The organism is Thermogemmatispora sp. (assembly GCF_019683755.1).
Taxonomy (GTDB): Bacteria; Chloroflexota; Ktedonobacteria; order Ktedonobacterales; family Ktedonobacteraceae; genus Thermogemmatispora.
In genome coordinates this window covers 1-17,401 of record NZ_JADGHT010000061.1, presented here as the reverse complement: position 1 = coordinate 17,401, position 17,401 = coordinate 1, and the positions used below count along the sequence as shown (strand labels likewise).

11 protein-coding genes are annotated in these 17,401 nt (G+C 56.1%); all 11 read left to right on the top strand.

The features are described from left to right. The first annotated feature begins 46 nt into the window (after positions 1 to 46). On the top strand, positions 47 to 2,140 hold the full coding sequence (locus IRZ24_RS06475; RefSeq protein WP_297161371.1) for a P-loop NTPase: 2,094 nt from the start codon (positions 47 to 49) through the stop codon (positions 2,138 to 2,140). A 12-nt stretch (positions 2,141 to 2,152) separates the two neighbouring features. Continuing rightward, positions 2,153 to 3,682: an O-antigen ligase family protein gene (locus tag IRZ24_RS06470; RefSeq protein ID WP_297161369.1), complete on the top strand. Its 1,530-nt coding sequence runs from the start codon at positions 2,153 to 2,155 to the stop codon at positions 3,680 to 3,682. 38 nt (positions 3,683 to 3,720) lie between these two features. Further along, positions 3,721 to 5,979 (top strand): glycosyltransferase, encoded by a 2,259-nt coding sequence (locus IRZ24_RS06465; RefSeq protein WP_297161367.1) that lies wholly within the window; start codon positions 3,721 to 3,723, stop codon positions 5,977 to 5,979. Further along, positions 5,976 to 7,640, top strand: a complete 1,665-nt coding sequence (locus IRZ24_RS06460; protein ID WP_297161364.1) for an oligosaccharide flippase family protein — start codon at positions 5,976 to 5,978, stop codon at positions 7,638 to 7,640. The genes IRZ24_RS06465 and IRZ24_RS06460 overlap by 4 nt, the downstream gene beginning before the upstream one ends. After that, the gene (locus IRZ24_RS06455; protein WP_297161361.1) at positions 7,637 to 8,899 is read left to right on the top strand and encodes a glycosyltransferase; all 1,263 of its coding nucleotides are present in this window, start codon (positions 7,637 to 7,639) and stop codon (positions 8,897 to 8,899) included. Before IRZ24_RS06460 ends, IRZ24_RS06455 begins: the two co-directional genes overlap by 4 nt. A gap of 2 nt (positions 8,900 to 8,901) precedes the next feature. Further along, entirely contained in the window at positions 8,902 to 10,191 is a 1,290-nt protein-coding gene (locus IRZ24_RS06450; protein WP_297161359.1) for a glycosyltransferase, read from the top strand. A gap of 6 nt (positions 10,192 to 10,197) precedes the next feature. Continuing rightward, the gene (locus tag IRZ24_RS06445) at positions 10,198 to 10,929 is read left to right on the top strand and encodes a hypothetical protein (protein ID WP_297161356.1); all 732 of its coding nucleotides are present in this window, start codon (positions 10,198 to 10,200) and stop codon (positions 10,927 to 10,929) included. An 86-nt stretch (positions 10,930 to 11,015) separates the two neighbouring features. Beyond that, the gene (locus IRZ24_RS06440) at positions 11,016 to 12,137 is read left to right on the top strand and encodes a hypothetical protein (protein WP_297161353.1); all 1,122 of its coding nucleotides are present in this window, start codon (positions 11,016 to 11,018) and stop codon (positions 12,135 to 12,137) included. A gap of 405 nt (positions 12,138 to 12,542) precedes the next feature. Next, a complete protein-coding gene (locus IRZ24_RS06435; RefSeq protein WP_297161350.1) occupies positions 12,543 to 14,570 on the top strand; it encodes an amino acid adenylation domain-containing protein in 2,028 nt (675 codons plus the stop codon). A 171-nt stretch (positions 14,571 to 14,741) separates the two neighbouring features. Beyond that, entirely contained in the window at positions 14,742 to 15,980 is a 1,239-nt protein-coding gene (locus IRZ24_RS06430; RefSeq protein ID WP_297161347.1) for a cytochrome P450, read from the top strand. Positions 15,981 to 15,987: 7 nt separating this feature from the next. Continuing rightward, a partial coding sequence (locus IRZ24_RS06425) for a condensation domain-containing protein (protein WP_297161344.1) occupies positions 15,988 to 17,401 on the top strand: 1,414 nt, incomplete at its 3' end.

Here is a 17,401-nt window from a genome sequence, read left to right as displayed (position 1 = left end):
CGAGAGCACAGACAGGGTAAAGGTATCTGCAGGAGAGGAACATCTAATGACTATTGCTCAGTACGCAGCCGTGCTAGCCAAGCGCTGGTGGCTGGTTGCCATCTGCTGTGTGGCGGTCGGCGCCGGAGCACTGATCGCCAGCAAGCTGATGACCCCCCTCTACCAGGCGTCGGTCCTGATGCAGGTTACGGTCCGCACAGGTAACAATTTAGCTGACTATAATAATCTCCTGGCGAGCGACCAGCTTGTCGACACTGAGGCAACTCTGGTCACTAGTCAGCCAGTCCTTACAGAGGTGGCTTCTCATTACCCGGGCTTGAGCGCCTCTACTCTGGCCTCACGCGTCTCTGCGACCACGGAGACGAATACCCAGTTGTTTAAGGTCTCCGTGCTGGATGAAAGCCCAACACGTGCCGCCGCCCTGGCAAACGACATCGCACAAACCTTCATCAAGCAGCAGGATACGGCTATTCAGCAAGATAATCAGCGATCGCAGCAGCAGTTACAGCAGGAGCTTACTTCTACTGAGCAGCAAATTAATAGTGTTAGCAATCAGATCAGCAAACTCGAGAGTAACAATGGAGATCAGCAGCAGATTAGCATTCTGCAAGCACGCCTCAAAGCTCTGCAGGATCGATATTCTCAAGTTCAGGAAGCGCTTGTCCAACTAGAGTTAACAGAAGCAGAAAACGGCAATTTTCTACGCATCGTCCAGCAAGCGAGTCCGCCAACGAGTCCTGCGCAACCACGGGTTGTGCTCAACACCGGCGCCGGGCTGGTGACGGGGCTGCTCATTGGCGTCCTGTTGGCGCTGCTCCTTGAACAGCTTGACACGCGAGTGCGCACCGGTGAGCTAGTGGCCCAGCTCTTTGGTTATCCTGTGCTTGCCACTGTTTGGCGCGTGCGCTCCTCAGAGGAAAAGGAGGTCTTTAATCCAAAGGAACACGCAGGCCTTATCGAGTCTTACCGCATCCTTCGCACCAATATCGGTTTTTGCTCCATTGACACACCAGTAAACTATCTCTTGATTACCAGCTCTCTTCCTGGAGAAGGCAAGAGCACAGTTGCAGCGAATCTGGCCATTTTTATGGCAAAGGCGGGTAAGCGCACCCTGCTTGTCGATGCTGACATGCGCCGCCCAATGCTGCATCGCCTCTTTGGTGTCTCGGCAGCCGAAGCCGGTCTAAGTAGCGCCATTATGGCCATGAGCCAGTCTTCGACTACGCCTCTGCCCAATGTCTCATCCTCGCGCAAGCGTCCGATCGGCCAAGGGGGCATTCTCGATAGTTTTCTCTACGAGACAAGTACTCCGAATCTCTGGCTTATGCCTGCCGGTCATCTTCCACCCAATCCTCCCGAGCTGCTTGATTCGCAGGCCATGCGCAACCTGCTATCTAACTTGGCGGATTATTACTTTGACATCGTGATTTTCGATGCGCCACCGTTGTTAGGCCTGGCTGATGCGAGCATTCTCGCTTCACGAGTTGACAGCGCTCTGCTGGTAGTTGACATTACTCGCGCTCGCAAAGAGCATGTCCGGCAGGCCCGCGCCATCCTTCGTCAGACCGGTGTGCGCATCATCGGCTGTGTAGTGAATAAGCAGCAGCAGCAGCGGAGTGGTATCACTCCCTATTATTACCAAGCGGCAGGCGATGAGCAGGGCGAGCGCGAGGGATTGCTCTCCCCAAGCAGTCACTCCAGTCAGGAGCGCTCACAGCTAGCCACGTCAGGGAGCGAGCCTACTCACAGGCAAATGCTCACGAGGAGAGCCAGCGATGCTCTTTCCGTACAGCCCTCTTCAGGAGTCTCTCCAGCAGCCGCTAGTCAGCGCAGTGGAGTGGGCCAGTCAGTGCCCGAGCCGGCCACCCCTGCTCAGGTCCAACGCGTCTTGACCTCTTCCACAGGATCAGGAGCGGACAAGAGTCCGCCAGTTCCCGCGCGTCCCCGTCTGACCCGCGAGCGGGCCGATTCCGCTAGTTCGTGGCCGCAACGCGAATCCGCGCCGGAGCAACAGGGCCCCGCTGGAGTGCCCTCTGCTCCCACTCCTCGCCCAGGACAGCAGGGCTCAGATATCGCCGAACTGAAGACGCTGGAGATGCCGTCGATAGAACCCCATCATAGACAGCGTGGAGAACGATAGGACTAGGCTGCTATGAGTATCGTTCAAAAGACGAGACAGTTAGCCACGTCAAGGGAGCATGGACGGAGGGAGTCGTTGACTCCCTCCCTGGGGTTCGTTACCTTGCTGATCGGGGCCTTGATTCTGGTGGGCATGCTGGAGGTTTTCGCCCCTTTGCTGGTAGGTACTGTTATCCCCTCAACTAGTGTGACCCGCCAGGCAGCCTCGATGGCGACAGTCATGTTTGCAGGCTTGCTGTTCCTGAGTCTGCTGCTCTATCTGCGTTGCGATGAAGCACTCGCGATCATCGTTGCGCTGGTCCATCTCTACTTTGATTTCTATATGTCGCTCATTGCGACTGCCCAGCTACTTACGCTAGTTATCCTGCTTGTGTACTTCCTCGGTCGCTCGCAGCAGCGCCCCTGGGCTGAGCCACGTCCCCTCTGGCTCTGGCTCCTCTTCTTGGGTTTAACTATCTTTCCCTCTCTGCGAGGAGCAACCAACTTAGACGATGCCCTCTTCTATTACCCCAATATCATTGTTGGCTCTTTCCTCTTTTGCTGGCTGGGATTGAATACAGCACGGAGCTTGAAAAGTCTTTGGCTGACCCTGGAACTTCTCGCTGGCTTAGGAGCTTTAATTGCAGCCCATACTCTCTTAATTGAGCTAACGGGCAAGTTTCTCCTGGGCACTTCTCTACATGATCCTTTTCTGAAGAGTGTCTCGAATTTCACTCTCGGCGAAACGGGAGTCCAGCGCATAGGTGGCTTCTTCATAGATCCTAACTGGAATGGCACTTTCTTCTCCTTTGTTATCTTTATTCCACTTGGACTCTACGCACATAGCCGCTCATGGTTATCCCGCCTGATTCATCTTGGCGAGGTTTTGCTGATCGGACCCGCTTTGTTGTTTACATTCAGCGGTGGTGCCTGGGTGGCTGCCTGCTGCGGCCTGGTGTTTTTCTTGCTGCTGGTAGATAGCTGGCGACTGCGTTTGCAGATCGCCCTGAGTATCTTCTTGGTGGCGCTGATTCTGCTTCTCTTCTTCTCCGATAAGCTTCAGCTCCTCTTCGCGCACTTGACTGGCGAGGGAGAGCTGTCGCTGCGCCTGGGAGCATGGGAAACCGGCTTGAATGTGATTATGGCCTATCCCTTGACGGGGGTAGGCTTCGGCCTGAGCATCTATATGCAGGTCTCAGGAGCTTATCGCTCGCCTCTACAATACGTGCCTTTGGCCCACCCCCATGATTCATACCTGGAATTTGGCGCAATGGGAGGCCTGCCTGTTCTGGCAGTCTTTCTTGCGCTCCTGGCCTGCTATCTGTGGAAAGCCTGGCGTCATTGGCAGCTCTGTGATCAGCGCCATCGCGCCTTGCTCGCCGGAGGACTGGCTGCAGTCGGCGCGCTCTGCGTTAATAGCATTAGTATCAATGGCTGGACCCTGCCACCGCTGGCTTGCTTTGGTTGGCTGATGCTAGGTCTGCTCTCTTCTCCTTTGCTACCAGCGCAGTCAGATTCTGTCTCTAGAACGGTAGAACCTTCATCTTATGATGGATCTATCTGATCTCTGCTATTCGATAGAAGCACCTCTGGAGAAGACGGATGTCTATCTCTTATGAGTATGAAGAAACACGTAGTGGTAGTGAGCATCAGACGGGGGATCGACCGCAGCAGCCCGGCCTCTACCCTGTGGCGGTTTTAGCGCATTGCCAGCAACATCCCCTAGCAGTCGTTAGCTCGGCAGCTCCTGCGGCTGAGCTGCAGGTTGCCTGGCGAGCTTTGGCTCATTGGAATCGCTATCTGGAGGAAGATGATCCCCGGGAGCTGCGTCTCTTCCTGGAAGAGGCCAGATGCTTGCTTGCCCTGGAGCAGCCTCGGAACTCCCGAGCCGGGTACTGGCCCCTGATGGTCAGGCGTTCCGGTGAAGCACCTGTTCTTTGCCTTTCTGCGACTGTCCAGAGCTGCGCGCTGTCCGTCCTGCTGCGGGCCTTCAGTGTTACAGGCGAGGCAGCTTATGCTGCAGCTTTGACACGCTGCTTAGCAACCTTCCATCGAGATATTCTGGATGGGGGCATTAGTACCCCCCTCTATGCGGAGGGGATCTTTTTCGAGGAGCTAGCACTCTATCCAGCTCTTCACCATTTCAATGGAATGGCCTTCGCCTTGCTAAGTCTTCAGGAGCTGGTCCAGTACTGGCCCGCCTGCGCTGAAGAGAGCCGAAAGCTTGTTCAGCAAGCTCTAGCGACGTTTGAGCAGAGTTTAGATGAGTTCGCGGGGCCTTTTTGGCCTTATCGCGAGCTAGCAACCCGCAGCCTGGCCACTCCCCAGGAGTTGGCACTGCAGATGGCTTTGCTCTCCGCTCTGAGTACAGCTACAGAGAGCGAAGCCTGCGCTCGGGCTTGGCGCCGTTGGAGCCATTACTCAGGAAGCAGGCTCTGCCACCTTCGCTCTCGGCTGTGGCACTTGCAGCGCTCGGCCATGAGACACCTTTGGCACTTCTGGCAGTTGCGCCTCTTTCCACGTCAATTGGCAGCCTCGGGACAGTTGCGCGTCTGCGTCTCGCTGCCAGCTTTTCCAGCGATGGGAGGTGTGCTGACGGTGCTGGAGGCAATCGAGGAGGTTATGCAGGGGCTATGGCGCATGGAATATCTCACGCGCGCTTTGACTACGCCAGAGAGCGATCGGTACGTGGTCCATCGTTTTGGCCGTTCCTGGATGGGCGCTTCACATTTTCCATTTGTCTGGTTCTATGTTCTGACAGGCACGGCTAAGCTGTTTACCTTACTGCGTCGAGGGAGGGGCTTCGACCTGGTTTTGCCACAGGACGCGGTCTTTTCGGCTCTGCTCTCAGCGCCACTGGCGCGTCTGAGCGGCGCCCGCGTGGTTTGTATTGATCATGGTCATTTGACCTTGCTCCAGGAAGAGGTTCATCGGCAGCACCTGGCTGAGCGCAGACATCTGCTGGCCCACCGTAGTCGCCTGCGTCGTCTCATTGGGCGCCTCCAAGAGTGGTGCTATTGGCCCTCCTATCGCCTTATGCTTCGCCTGGCGGCTCGTTTTGTCGATCAGTATCTGGTCCCAGGCGTCCCAGGCGATGGCGTAGAGACGATGGCCATGCGTTTCGGCATTCCTCTCAGCCGTGTGGTCCGCTTCGCGAGCATGGTCAATATCGAGCATTATCCTGTCCTTACTCACGAGGAGCGGGCCAGTCGCCGTCAGGAGCACGGGCTGCACTCAGAGGATACGGTGGTAGCCATTGCTTGTCGGCTCACTCCAGAGAAAGGTTTGGATATTGCGCTAGAGAGCCTGGCTCGCGCACTGCAGCAGCTTTCCTATGCGAAACGGGCCCACGTGCGCCTGATCATCGCCGGAGAAGGCCCTCTGCGTCAGGAGATCGAAGAGACCATCAAGCGGCTCCAGCTAGAGAGCTATTGCTCCTTATGGGGGGAGCTATCTGCGCCACAGATCGCACATCTGCTCTCGATCAGCGATATTTTTCTTTACACGAGTACTCGCGGTGCCTGCTTCTCGATGGCAGTATTGGAAGCTATGGCGGCGGGTTGCGCCGTTATCGCTTCCACTCGTCCACCCTCGAACGCTGCGCTCCTGGCGGAAGAGCGCGGAATCGCCGTAAAACCAGCCGATGTGGAGGAGACGGCCAGAGCGCTCGTGCGCTTGATCGATAATCCTACCTTGTGCCGCCAGATGGGGCAGGCCGCCCGGGCTTACATTGCAACTCACCATAGCCCTGAGACCTTCCGTCGTGTCTTGCTACGGGCCTCTGGTTGGGCAAATCTGGAGCAGCTCCTGAAGACAACAAGGGTAGCTCACACGGGCCTAGAGGGGGAAGTTGAGGATTGAAGCCGACAACGCAACAGCCCTATCCCGTCTATCCGGGGCCACAGTATCCGCAATACGCGCCAGGTTACCAGCCACCTTCACCAGCGCAGGTCGTGCAACCCATGCAACCGGCGCAGTCAGCGCTACCGACCCCGTCAGCAGGGCCAAGGGCAAGCACTCCAGCACCAACGTCAGAAAAGGCCAACGACTATGTTGGTCAGCTTCGAAGGCTGGTCAAGAGCAGCGGGATCTATGCCCTCTCCTCTCTAGCTGGCCCTCTCACTTCGCTGGTGTTGGCTCCTTTTCTTACACATGCACTCTCGCGTGATGAGTACGGAGCGCTTTCGGTGCTGCTCTCGGCCATCTCCCTGATCGCCGGGATCACTCAGCTCGGTCTGGGCAATGCCTTTTTCCGGGCCTATGGCTACGACTACGAATCACGACGTGAGCGCTTGCGTGTGCTTTCGACGTTGGTCGCACTGTTATTAGTCATCTCCATCGCCGCGACGCTGGCCATGTCCCTGGGAGCAGCTCTGATAGCCTCGCTACTCTTTCAGTCCGCCTTGCTGACGGCACCGGTTCAGGCGGCAGCGCTGGTCGTGCTGTTGCAGAACTTGAGTGTACCGGGCCTGGCCTGGCTGCGAGCTGAGAATCGCCCCGCTCTCTATGCCGTCCTTTCGATCACTAACCTGCTGGTGGGATTGCTCGCCACTCTGCTCTATGTGGGACCTTTACATCTGGGGATGACAGGGGCCTTACTGGGTACAGCCAGCGGCTATGCTGTAGTGGTCTTTGGCATGTTACCAGTGATTCTCTGGGAAGCAGGCCTGGACTTTGATCGAGAGATGGCTCACAATATGCTGTCTTTCGGTATGCCTTTGGTGGCCAGCTTTGTTTCAGTCTGGGTGCTGCAACTCTCGGACCGCTACTTGTTGAGCCGCTTTGGCTCGTTGGCTGAAACCGCCAGCTATTCCATTGCCTATACGTTGGGGAATGTCTTGGGCGTTCTGGTAATTTCGCCGTTCAATTTGGCCTGGCCCACTACTATGTTCTCTGTGGCCCGCCGCCGCGATGCTCCCCAACTGTTTCAATTGATCTTTCGCTGGTTCAGTGTCGTCCTCCTGCTGGCAGCTTTTGGGCTGTCCCTCGCCGGTAAGTTTTTGCTAGAGGTCCTGTTTCCCGCTAGCTATCATGGGGCTTCACCTGTGATTTCATTGGTAGCTATGTCAATGGTCTTCTACGGCATCTATAATGTCTTCAATGTAGGGATATCGATAAAGAGAAAAACATGGTACGCAGTAGTTCTTACCGCGGAAGCCGCTATTTTCAACGTAGTCCTGAATGTGGTGCTTATTCCGCTAACGGGGGCACTGGGGGCCGCCTTTTCAACGCTGCTGGCCTACGCTTTCCTTTCGCTGCTCGCGTACCTGGTCAATAATCAGATGTACCCTGTGCCCTTTGAGATCGGTTTCTTTCTCAGCGCCCTGGCTCTCGGGATCATGCTCTACCTGGGTGCGGCCTTCTTTGTCCAAAGCCTTGATCCAGTGAGCGCTGCTACCTTTTATGGGCTGACCTGGCTGGCTTACGCAGTTATGCTGCTGATACTGGCACGCCTGCCAGTACGGCAGCTTGTCCGCCTACGCCAGGCCCTTTCAGGAAGGAGAGTGAAGAGAAGCGTATGACTACGCTAACCGATGCCTCCGATGTGGCTGCTTGCCCAAGGCCGCTTTTCCAGGGGCAGCGTGTCGTCATGCTCAGGTTTGCCCCTGCCACTGGTGACGCTCGCTTGTGGCGCACAGCGACAGCGCTTAAGCAAGCAGGTTTACAGGTCACAGTAGTGGATGTGGTGGGATCGCGCTCTTTTCCCGCTCAAGAGCTGCGCGAGGGGATCATACTGAAGCATATTATCATGCCGGCCTGGTTTATTCCTGCACGCTTTAAGCCCTGGTTTCTAGTGAAGCTGCTGCGAGCCAATGTCCTGGCCGCCTTACATCTGCTGCGCGAGGAGGCCGACATCTACCACTCCTTTGTGGAGCATGCCCTGCCTGCCGCCTACGTGGCAGCCAGGCTGCGACACAAACCCCTGATTTTTGACTCGCCCGAATTGCCGCTTTCAGATCGGGCGGTTCAACGCTGGCCACGTCTCCTTGCCATCGCGCGCCAGGTATTGCGCTATCTTATCCGCCGCTGTCAGGGAGTGATCGCGGTCTCCCCGCCTATTGTGGCCTTCATCGAGCGCGAGTATGGGGGTCAGCATGTCACACTCTTGCGCAATGTGCCACCTTATCGGCAGGTCGAACGTACCAATCTTCTACGGGAAAAGCTGGGTTTATCATCCGAGGTGCGTATCGCCCTGTACCAGGGCAACCTCCAAGAAAATCGCGGTCTCGATCTCCTTGTGCGTGCGGCTCCTTTCCTTGAGCCAGATGTAGTGATCGTTATGCTGGGGGCAGCTCGCGAGCCTACGCATCAGAAGTTGAAGCAGCTCATTGCCGAGCTGGGCGTCGCGGAGCGCGTGAGATTACTGCCTCCCGTCCCCTACGGAGAACTTTTGAGCTGGACCGCCTCCGCCGATCTTGGCCTGACTTTATTTCCTCCCGACTACTCGCTCAGTATCCGCTACTGCCTGCCCAACAAGTTTTTTGAGTACTTGATGGCCGGTCTCCCAGTACTCAGCTCTCAGCTCGATGTGATTGCCGAGCTTATCCGTGCCCATCGTGTGGGAGTGGTTGAAGCGTCGCGCGATCCTGCAACCGTGGCCGCTACCATCAATCGTGTCATTCATGATAACAAAGCTTTGGAACAAATGCGACAAAATGCCTTAGAACTTGCCAAAAATGAGTTTAACTGGAATCGAGAGCAATTCCATCTGCTTGAACTCTACCAGATCTTACTGCCGACAACTCCAGCCAGTCAGCCACTACCAGCGCAGGAGGGATAGCTATGAGTGAGCTGCTAGCGAGCGAGCACGAGCAACAGGACGCTGTGACCTCGGCGCCAGCAACCGCTGTAGTCAGTTTCCCCTCCCTGCGCGTTTGTATGCATGTGCTGGGCCAGGGAAGAAGTGATGTGCGAGTCATGCGCGCCGCTACCGCGCTGAGCGCCGTTGGCTGCCAGGTCAGCATAGTTGATCTAGAGTCACGCGCTCAACCTGCGCGTGAGGACCTGCAGGGCATCGCTTTTCGACATGTGCGATTGTCACCCGATTTCTTCTCGTCACGCTTTAAACGATATGCCCTGCCACGAGCGGCTACGATCTTTATCCGTAGCCTCTGGCAGGTGCTCAAGACCGATGCCGATTGCTATCACGCCCATGATGTCGCGGCCTTACCGGCCTGCTATCTGGCCGCGCGCCTGCACCGGAAGCCCCTGATTTTCGAGGCTCATGAGATGCCGCTGGAGGAGCATCCGCTGTCTTCTATGAGCCGAGGTCGACGGCTGTTGCACCACATGCTGGCCCTGCTTGTAAGGGCCATGATTCCAGCCAGCGACGGCGTGATTACTGTCTCGCCACCGATTGTCGAGGAGCTTCAGCGGCGCTATCGGCTCCGACGCCTGGCGCTCGTGCGTAACATTCCCCCTTATCAGAAGGTAGCTCGCACAAAACGGTTGCATGAGGCCTTGGGCCTTGCCTCTCATGTTCGCATCGCTCTTTACCAGGGACGCTTTCAGGCCAATCGCTCGCTGGATCTGCTCGTAAGAGCGGCTCGCTACCTTGATCCTGAGATTGTCATTGTGCTTCTGGGGAAGGGCCTGGGCAATGCCGCCGAGGAGCTGGAGCAGCTCATCGCCCAGGAGCGGGTCGGTGATCGCGTGAAACTTTTGCCCGCTGTGCCTTACCAGGAGCTGCTGAGCTGGACAGCCTCGGCAGATCTGGGCTTGCTCATTGCTTCACCCGATTATTCGCTCAATGTCCGTATGTTCCTGCCGAATAAGTTGTTCGAGTATATCATGGCAGGCGTGCCTGTCCTGACTTCAGCCCTGCCAGCAGTGGTGGAGCTGGTGGAGACCTACAGGCTGGGACAGGTGGTTAACGAACTGAAGCCGGAAGCCATCGCTCAGGCAATTAACGGGATGCTCTCTCATCCAGAGGCCCTGGCAGCTCTGCGTCGTAACGCTCTGCAGGCCGCAGCGAACGAGCTGCACTGGGAAAAGGAACAGCAAAGTTTACTGGACTTGTACCAATCGATCTTTGAAGAGACGAAGAAACGCAGTAATCCTAGAAGAAGGTAGAAAGTAGTGGAAGATTTCACTTTAGAGGGATACCGTCGCTTGCTCCTCGCCTTCGCCAACCAGGGCTACCACTGCTCGCTTTTCGATAACCTTGATGAGCGCTTAGGACGTGGAGAGAAGCTATTGATTCTGAGGCATGATATCGATATTAGCTTAAAAGCAGCTTGGGAGATGGCCCGTCTTGAACACGAGCTAGGTTTCCAGGCTACGTATTTTGTCATGCTATCGTCTCCTTTTTATAATGTACTGAGTACAGAAAGTGCTCATTTGCTCGATCAGATACACGCTTATGGGCATGATATCGCCCTTCATATTGATCTCCAAGATCATCATGGACAGCACCTTAACGTAGAGCTTGAAATAGAGATCTTGGCTCACTTTTATCCGTATGTGAATCGCCAGATTGCCAGCGTCCACAGCCCGCGTACGCTTGCCAGCATCCCAGTGGAACAAGCTAGACCGATCTACCGGGTCTATCACTTAGCACAACGCGGTGATCTTGCCTATATCAGCGACTCTACAGGGCGCTGGCGCTACGGTCATCCGCTGCAATCAACAGCTTTTCATGAGGGGAAGGCCATTCAGCTCCTGACTCACCCGATCTGGTGGGTGGCTGAGGGGGCCACTCCCAGGCAAAAACTAGAGAGCTGGTTGTATCGCCACTACGAAAGGAATCTGGAGCTGGCCAGGACCTTTCTGCCCAAGCTTTTTAGCCAGCCAGAGTCAGAGATATCCTAGGCGTCGGCTCTCCCAACCCAGGCTCTGCGCAGCGGGCCCGTAGCCTATCCTGACAGCGGCACCTGAACTGAACAGGGAGCGAACCTATGAGGCAAGTCTATCACGAGCACAAGCATACTCTGTTGCTGCTCAGCGTGCTGGTTGTAGTAATCCTTGTAGGAGCGAGCCTGCTGCTCCATCCCTGGTGGATTCTCACCCACTCACCTTTGATTTCTCAGTTGACAGCCAGCAACTCGCATTTGAACACAACGAGCGGCCAGGGAAGCCACTTTAAAGATTTGCAGCTGATCGGCGGCTTCACCGTAGGAACACCAGCCGAAGTAGCCCAAGCTGCTTCTCTAGGTATTCGGGTAGTGTTCGAATACGGCGACCCTCCCTCACCAGAGAGCGAGCTAGGAAGGGCTTTGCAGGCTGCCCATATGCAGGTCATTGATGGCTATATCTCTAGCTACTTGCAGTATTATGAGTGCCATCGCACCAAAACAGTGAAGCCACCTCCACCAGGCGCCCACCCTTATTGCGGACGGGACTCCGTGCCAATTGCCAGCGAGGAGGCACTCCTGCAGCTTGTTGAGCGACACCTGGAAGAGGTCAAGTCTAACCCTTTGATTTTGGGGTACTGGGTCCTTGATGATTGGGTGCTCTGGGACCCAGGGAGCGCACGCGAGCTGCTGGTTAAGTTCCATGCCTTGATTCAGCAGTATACCCCTCAGCGCCCCGCCATCTGCGGCTTTGGCGCCTCGCTCCCCTCAGGCTTCGATACCGGCTGGCATGACGAGGTAGCCGCTAATTTTACCTCCGAAGGCTGCGATATGATCGGCCTCTACATTTTCACGGTTTTGCAGGCCCAAGAAGATGCCTCGGCTAACCGCTACGATTGGTCGATGCGTAGTACGCTGAATGCTATGTTCGCCAGCCTGGAAAAACGAGGGTGGGACTATGTACAGACTCCTCTCATCGGCATCGCCCAGGCCTTCGGTGGCCCCTCAACACGTACTGGCTTGAGTTGGCCTCTGCCAAGTACTGCTGACATCGTTCAGCAAAGTCAGAGCTTCTGCCAGCATGGAGCCATAGGCATCGCCTACTATGGCTGGGATGCCAATCTCTATGGCCCTCATACGCAAACACCTGCCAACAATCGCGCTATTCAGGAGGGTATCCGTCAAGGTATCGCTGCTTGCCAGCGGATTTGGAGAGCAGCGGAGTAACAGACGCCATCTGCTGCGAATTAGATACCGTCGAAAGCGGTCATGATTGCCGAGAAAGACGGCAATCATGTTCTGTTAAAAAAGCCATCCAAGAGGCGACTTTCAGCCATCAGGGCAGTATACTGTTATCTGGCGTCCTTCTTCCTCCCGCTATGTCAGCCACCCTGAGAAGGCGCGCTTCTTTGGCTACGCGCTACTGATGATCTCAGCGGCAGGTAACGCAGCAGGGCACGTGGTGATAGGAGATGCCGGGATACGCAAGCAGAGAAGGATGCCTTGACACAAAGCTGTGAGTAAATGTTTGCTGCCTGTCTACGCTCGATCAATACTTAGTGATGAGAGCGACTTTTCCCGGGATAGGTGGTTATAGCGCGATCTCTATTCTGGCAGGAGTAAGCCTTCCTTATGAGTTTTGAAAGCAAAGAGGTCCACAGTAGCCAATTTCATGCGCAAACACTGATGGTGAGAGGTGTAACGGCGGAGCATCCCGGTTGTCTCCCCTTAAGCAAAACCGATCAGCCACCCAGCCTATGGATGGCAAGCAGGCAAGACTATCCACGCGATGCCTGCATACCCGCTCTCGTCGCACAACAGGCGCAAGAGCGCCCGCAGGCACCGGCAGTTGTGACAGCGGAAGTCACATTGAGTTACCAGGAACTGAATCGGCGTGCCAACCAGCTCGCTCATTATCTACGTGCGCTTGGTGTTCGCCCAGGGGTAGCGGTTGGCCTCTATCTAGAGCGTTCACCGGAGCTGATCGTGGGTCTGCTGGCCATTCTTAAAGCTGGAGGGGCCTATGTGCCGCTAGATCCTTCTTATCCCCGCGAGCGCCTCGCTTTCATGTTGGAGGATGCCCAAGTCCCCGTGCTGGTTACGATCGCTCGCCTGGCCCACGAGCTGCAGCAGGATGGCACTATTCTGCCCGGAGGAGAGCTTGTCTGTCTGGATGAGGATGCCGATCGGCTGTGTGACCAGCCGATCGCGGAGATTGAGGACGAGCAGGCCGGTCCGGGCGACCTGGCTTACGTGATTTATACTTCGGGATCAACAGGGCGCCCCAAGGGCGTGGAGATCACGCATGATAATCTGTTGAATCTCATCTTCTGGCACCAGCGGGCTTTCTCCGTACAAGCAACGGACCGAGCCAGTCAGGTGACCAGCCCCGCCTTTGACGCCACTGGTTGGGAGATCTGGCCATATCTGGCCTGTGGTGCCTCCGTCTATTTGCCTCCTGACAAGATCCGTCTCTCGGCGCCCGCCCTGCGCGATTGGCTGGTCGAGCAGGGCATCACAATTGCCTTTCTGCCGACGCCGTTGGCTGAGCAGGTGATTCAGCTGACCTGGCCTGCTGAAACCGCCTTGCGCTTTCTTCTGACAGGGGCCGATACCTTGCATCGTTATCCACGCCCCGGTTTGCCGTTCATTTTGGTGAACAACTATGGGCCGACTGAGACGACAGTCGTGGCTACTTCTGGTCCGGTGCCACCTGCCAGTGAGCCGCCGGCAGAGCCTCCCTCTATCGGCTGGGCCATTGCGAATACATCCCTCTACATTCTCGATGAAAGGTTGCAGCCTGTACCTTGGGGAATGCCAGGTGAGCTGTATATCGGCGGTCAGGGTGTGGCACGCGGCTATCGACGCCGCCCAGAGCTAACTGCCGAGCGCTTCTTGCCCGATCCTTTTGCTCCCCAGCCTGGCGCTCGTATGTATCGCACCGGGGACCGCGCGCGCTTTTTGCCAGATGGCCAGCTAGCCTTTCTAGGTCGCCTGGATAATCAGGTGAAGCTTCGTGGCTATCGCATCGAGCTAGATGAGATTGCCACCGTGCTTAATCAGCAGCCAGGCATCACTGCCAGCGTGGTTGTCGCACATGAGGAGCGGCCCGGAGAAAAGCAACTGGTTGCCTATGTGGTCAGCGAGCCAGACGCGCGACTGACTGCCGCTCAGCTACGTACCGCTCTGGCTAGACACTTGCCTGACTATATGCTGCCCTCGACCTTTGTGCGCTTAGAGAGCCTGCCTCTGACTGCTCATGGGAAGATCGACCGGGCCGCGCTGCCTATCCCGAGCGCCTGCAAGCTCTTGCAGGAAACGGAGATAGATGCCCCAGCTCCGCCCTCAGTAGAGGATGGAACAGCACCTGCCCACGCAATCGAGCAGAAAGTGGCAGAGGTGGTCTGCTCGCTGCTAGGGCGGACAGAGATCGATGTCACGGCCAATTTCTTCATGCTTGGTGGCCATTCATTGCTTGGGGCTCAGCTCATCCTGCGTCTGACTGAGCTGTTTGGGGTGCAGCTTTCGCTACATACGTTGTTCACAGCCCCAACGGTGCGCCAACTCGCCGCCCGGATCGAGCAGCTTCTGCTTGAACGTTTGGCAACATTAAGTGAGCAGGAGGCCCACCATCTGCTAGAACAACTGCAGCAGAGCTGAAAGATGAGAGGGTATGCAACCTGTGCTGACTGTTCAGCGAGGGGGAGAGAGCAGACAGCACGGCGACCATGAAGCAGCGAGAACTGAAGAGAACGCTAGAGGAAAAGTGGCTGTTGCTAAGGCAAGGTCACTGGTTGGCTTTGCCTTTAGATAGAGGAGCCTAAGACCACTATGCAGGAGCCGAGTCCGGTAACACAGCAGGAACCGCCACTGAGTCTCTATCACCTACTTGATCCAGAAGTTCTGGCCAATCCCTATCCGCTCTACCACCGCTTGCGTCGTGAGGACCCGGTCCATTGGGACCCTTTCCTGCACGCCTGGGTGGTAACACGCTATGCCGATGTTATTACAGTGTTTCAGCGCTTCTCTGCGCAGCGAACACCCACTCCCGAGCAGCTAGAGGCTATGGGAATGCAGGCATTGACGCCTTTAGCTCGCGTCATGGTGAAACAGATGCTGTTTCTGGACCCGCCTGCCCATACGCGGGTACGCAGCCTGGCAGCAAAGGCGTTTACTCCTCGGCGTGTGGCAGCGCTACGTGAGCATATCCGCGATATTGCCAATAGCTTGCTTGATCGAGTGCAGGCACAAGGCCGTATGGATGTTATCGCGGATCTGGCCTATCCCTTGCCCGCCATCGTGACGGCGGAGATGTTGGGGGTGCCTACTGAAGATTGGCAGCAGTTGACAGCCTGGTCCGCCGATTTCGCTCAGGTGCTTGGGAATTTCCAGCATAACCCTGACCGGGTGTCTCAGGTGCTTCATAGCTTGAATGAGATGACCGCCTATTTCCGTTCGGCTATTAGAGACATTGAGCGCCACCCGCGTGAGGGTCTAATTCATGCATTTCTCACCGCTGAGATCGACGGCGATCGTCTGAGCGAGGAAGAAGTTATCGCTAATACGATTATTACGATGGTGGGAGGGCAGGAGACCACAACTAATCTTATCGGGAATGGCGTGCTCAGCCTCTTGCGCCACCCGGACCAGCTTGCTTTGCTACGCGCAGATCTCTCACTGATCCCGTCAGCAGTGGAGGAGCTGCTGCGCTACGAGAGTCCCAGCCAGCATACCGCTCGTTTGGCCCCCGAGGATACAGAACTGGGTGGGAAGAAGATTCGCAAACGCGATGCGGTGATCGCGGTGATGGGCGCGGCTAATCGTGACCCGGAGCGTTTCCCTGATCCCGATCGCCTCGATATTCGACGCGCGGATAACCGTCATGTGGCCTTTGCTTGGGGTAGCCATTTCTGCTTCGGCGCTGCTCTGGCACGCATTGAGGGTCAGACGGCTATCGAGCTAATTGTACGTCGTCTGCCTGGTTTGCGGCTGGAGCCATGCCCGCTTGTCTGGCGCGAGAATCTCGGCTTGCGTGGCCTCAAACATTTGTTGGTATCTTGGGAAAGGTGAGAGGAGAATGATGAGCGATAATCACTCTTCAGTCGATGTTCGACGCCTACTGGTAGAACAGCTACGCCAGGGGAAGTTGGTTGGTGAGCCGTTGGCGCGTAAACTACTGGAGCCGCTCCCTCGACGTGAACCCGGTCAGCTTGTGCCTCTATCGTTTGGACAGCAGCAGCTCTGGTTCTTGTCTCAGCTTGTCAAAGACAGGCCGGCCTATAACGAGTGTGTCACTGTGCACCTGCCCGGAGCGTTGAATCGTGATTTGTTTGAGCAGAGCTTTAATGAATTTATCCGCCGTCATGAAATCTGGCGCACTAGTTTCCCTGAGAAGAATGGTCAGCCCGTTCAAGAGATTCATCCTTTCAGGCCCCTTAAGCTACCCTTTGTAGATCTACGACACTTGCCTGAGGAGAGACGTGAGTCAGAAGCACGACGTTTGGCGGAGGAACAGGCTCGCCTTCCCTTCAATCTGGCAAATGGGCCTCTGCTGCGCGGCTTGTTGGTCCAGCTCGAAGATCAGCTTCACCGTCTTTATTTAACTTTGCATCATATCATTTTCGACGGGGTGACTCTCTACCAGATCTTTTTACCAGAGCTATGGGAGCATTATGAGGCAGCGTGCTCCGGTCGCCCCTCTTCCTTACCTGAGCCGGCTCACCAGTACGCCGACTATGCTCTCTGGCAACAGGCTTCTCTCACTGAGAGCTTGCTTGATCAGCAGCTTGCTTATTGGCGGCAGGCGCTGGAGGATGCCCCCGCTTTGCTTAATTTACCAACGGACTTTCCCAGGCCACCGGTTCAGAGTTTCCGTGGGGGCATGGTGCCATTTCAGTTGAGCAGAGAGCTAACTGAGGCCCTTAAAAGGCTGGCTCGCGAGGAGGGCGCGACGCTGTATATGGTCTTGATGACCTCGTTACAGGCTCTGCTCTATCGCTACACCCGCCAGGAGACTATTGTGATTGGGGCTGTGCTGGGTAGCCGTGATCAGCGGCCTGAGTTCGCTAGGATGCCTGGCTATTTCTTGAATACGCTGCCACTCTCTTGCAAGCTGACAGACAGCTTGAGTGCCCGCGAGCTGCTACAGCAGGTGCGAGAGAAAATGATCGGGGCCATCGCTCATCAAGATATACCTTTCAGCTATCTGGTAGAGCAGCTACAAATTGAGCGATCTTTGGCCTGGAATCCTCTTTTCCAGGTAGCTTTAACTCTTGAGCCTCATTTGCCTGTATTACCTTCTGGATGGACAATTACCCAGATGGATGTGAGTGCGGGGGCGTCTAAATTTGACCTTTCTCTAGAGGTGGATGAGCGGCCTGATGGCACCCTGATCGGGCGCTTTGAATACAACAGCGATTTGTTTGAGGAGGAGACCATTGTCCGGCTCGCCCGCCACTGGCAGACCCTCCTCTCCTCCCTCGTCTCTACCC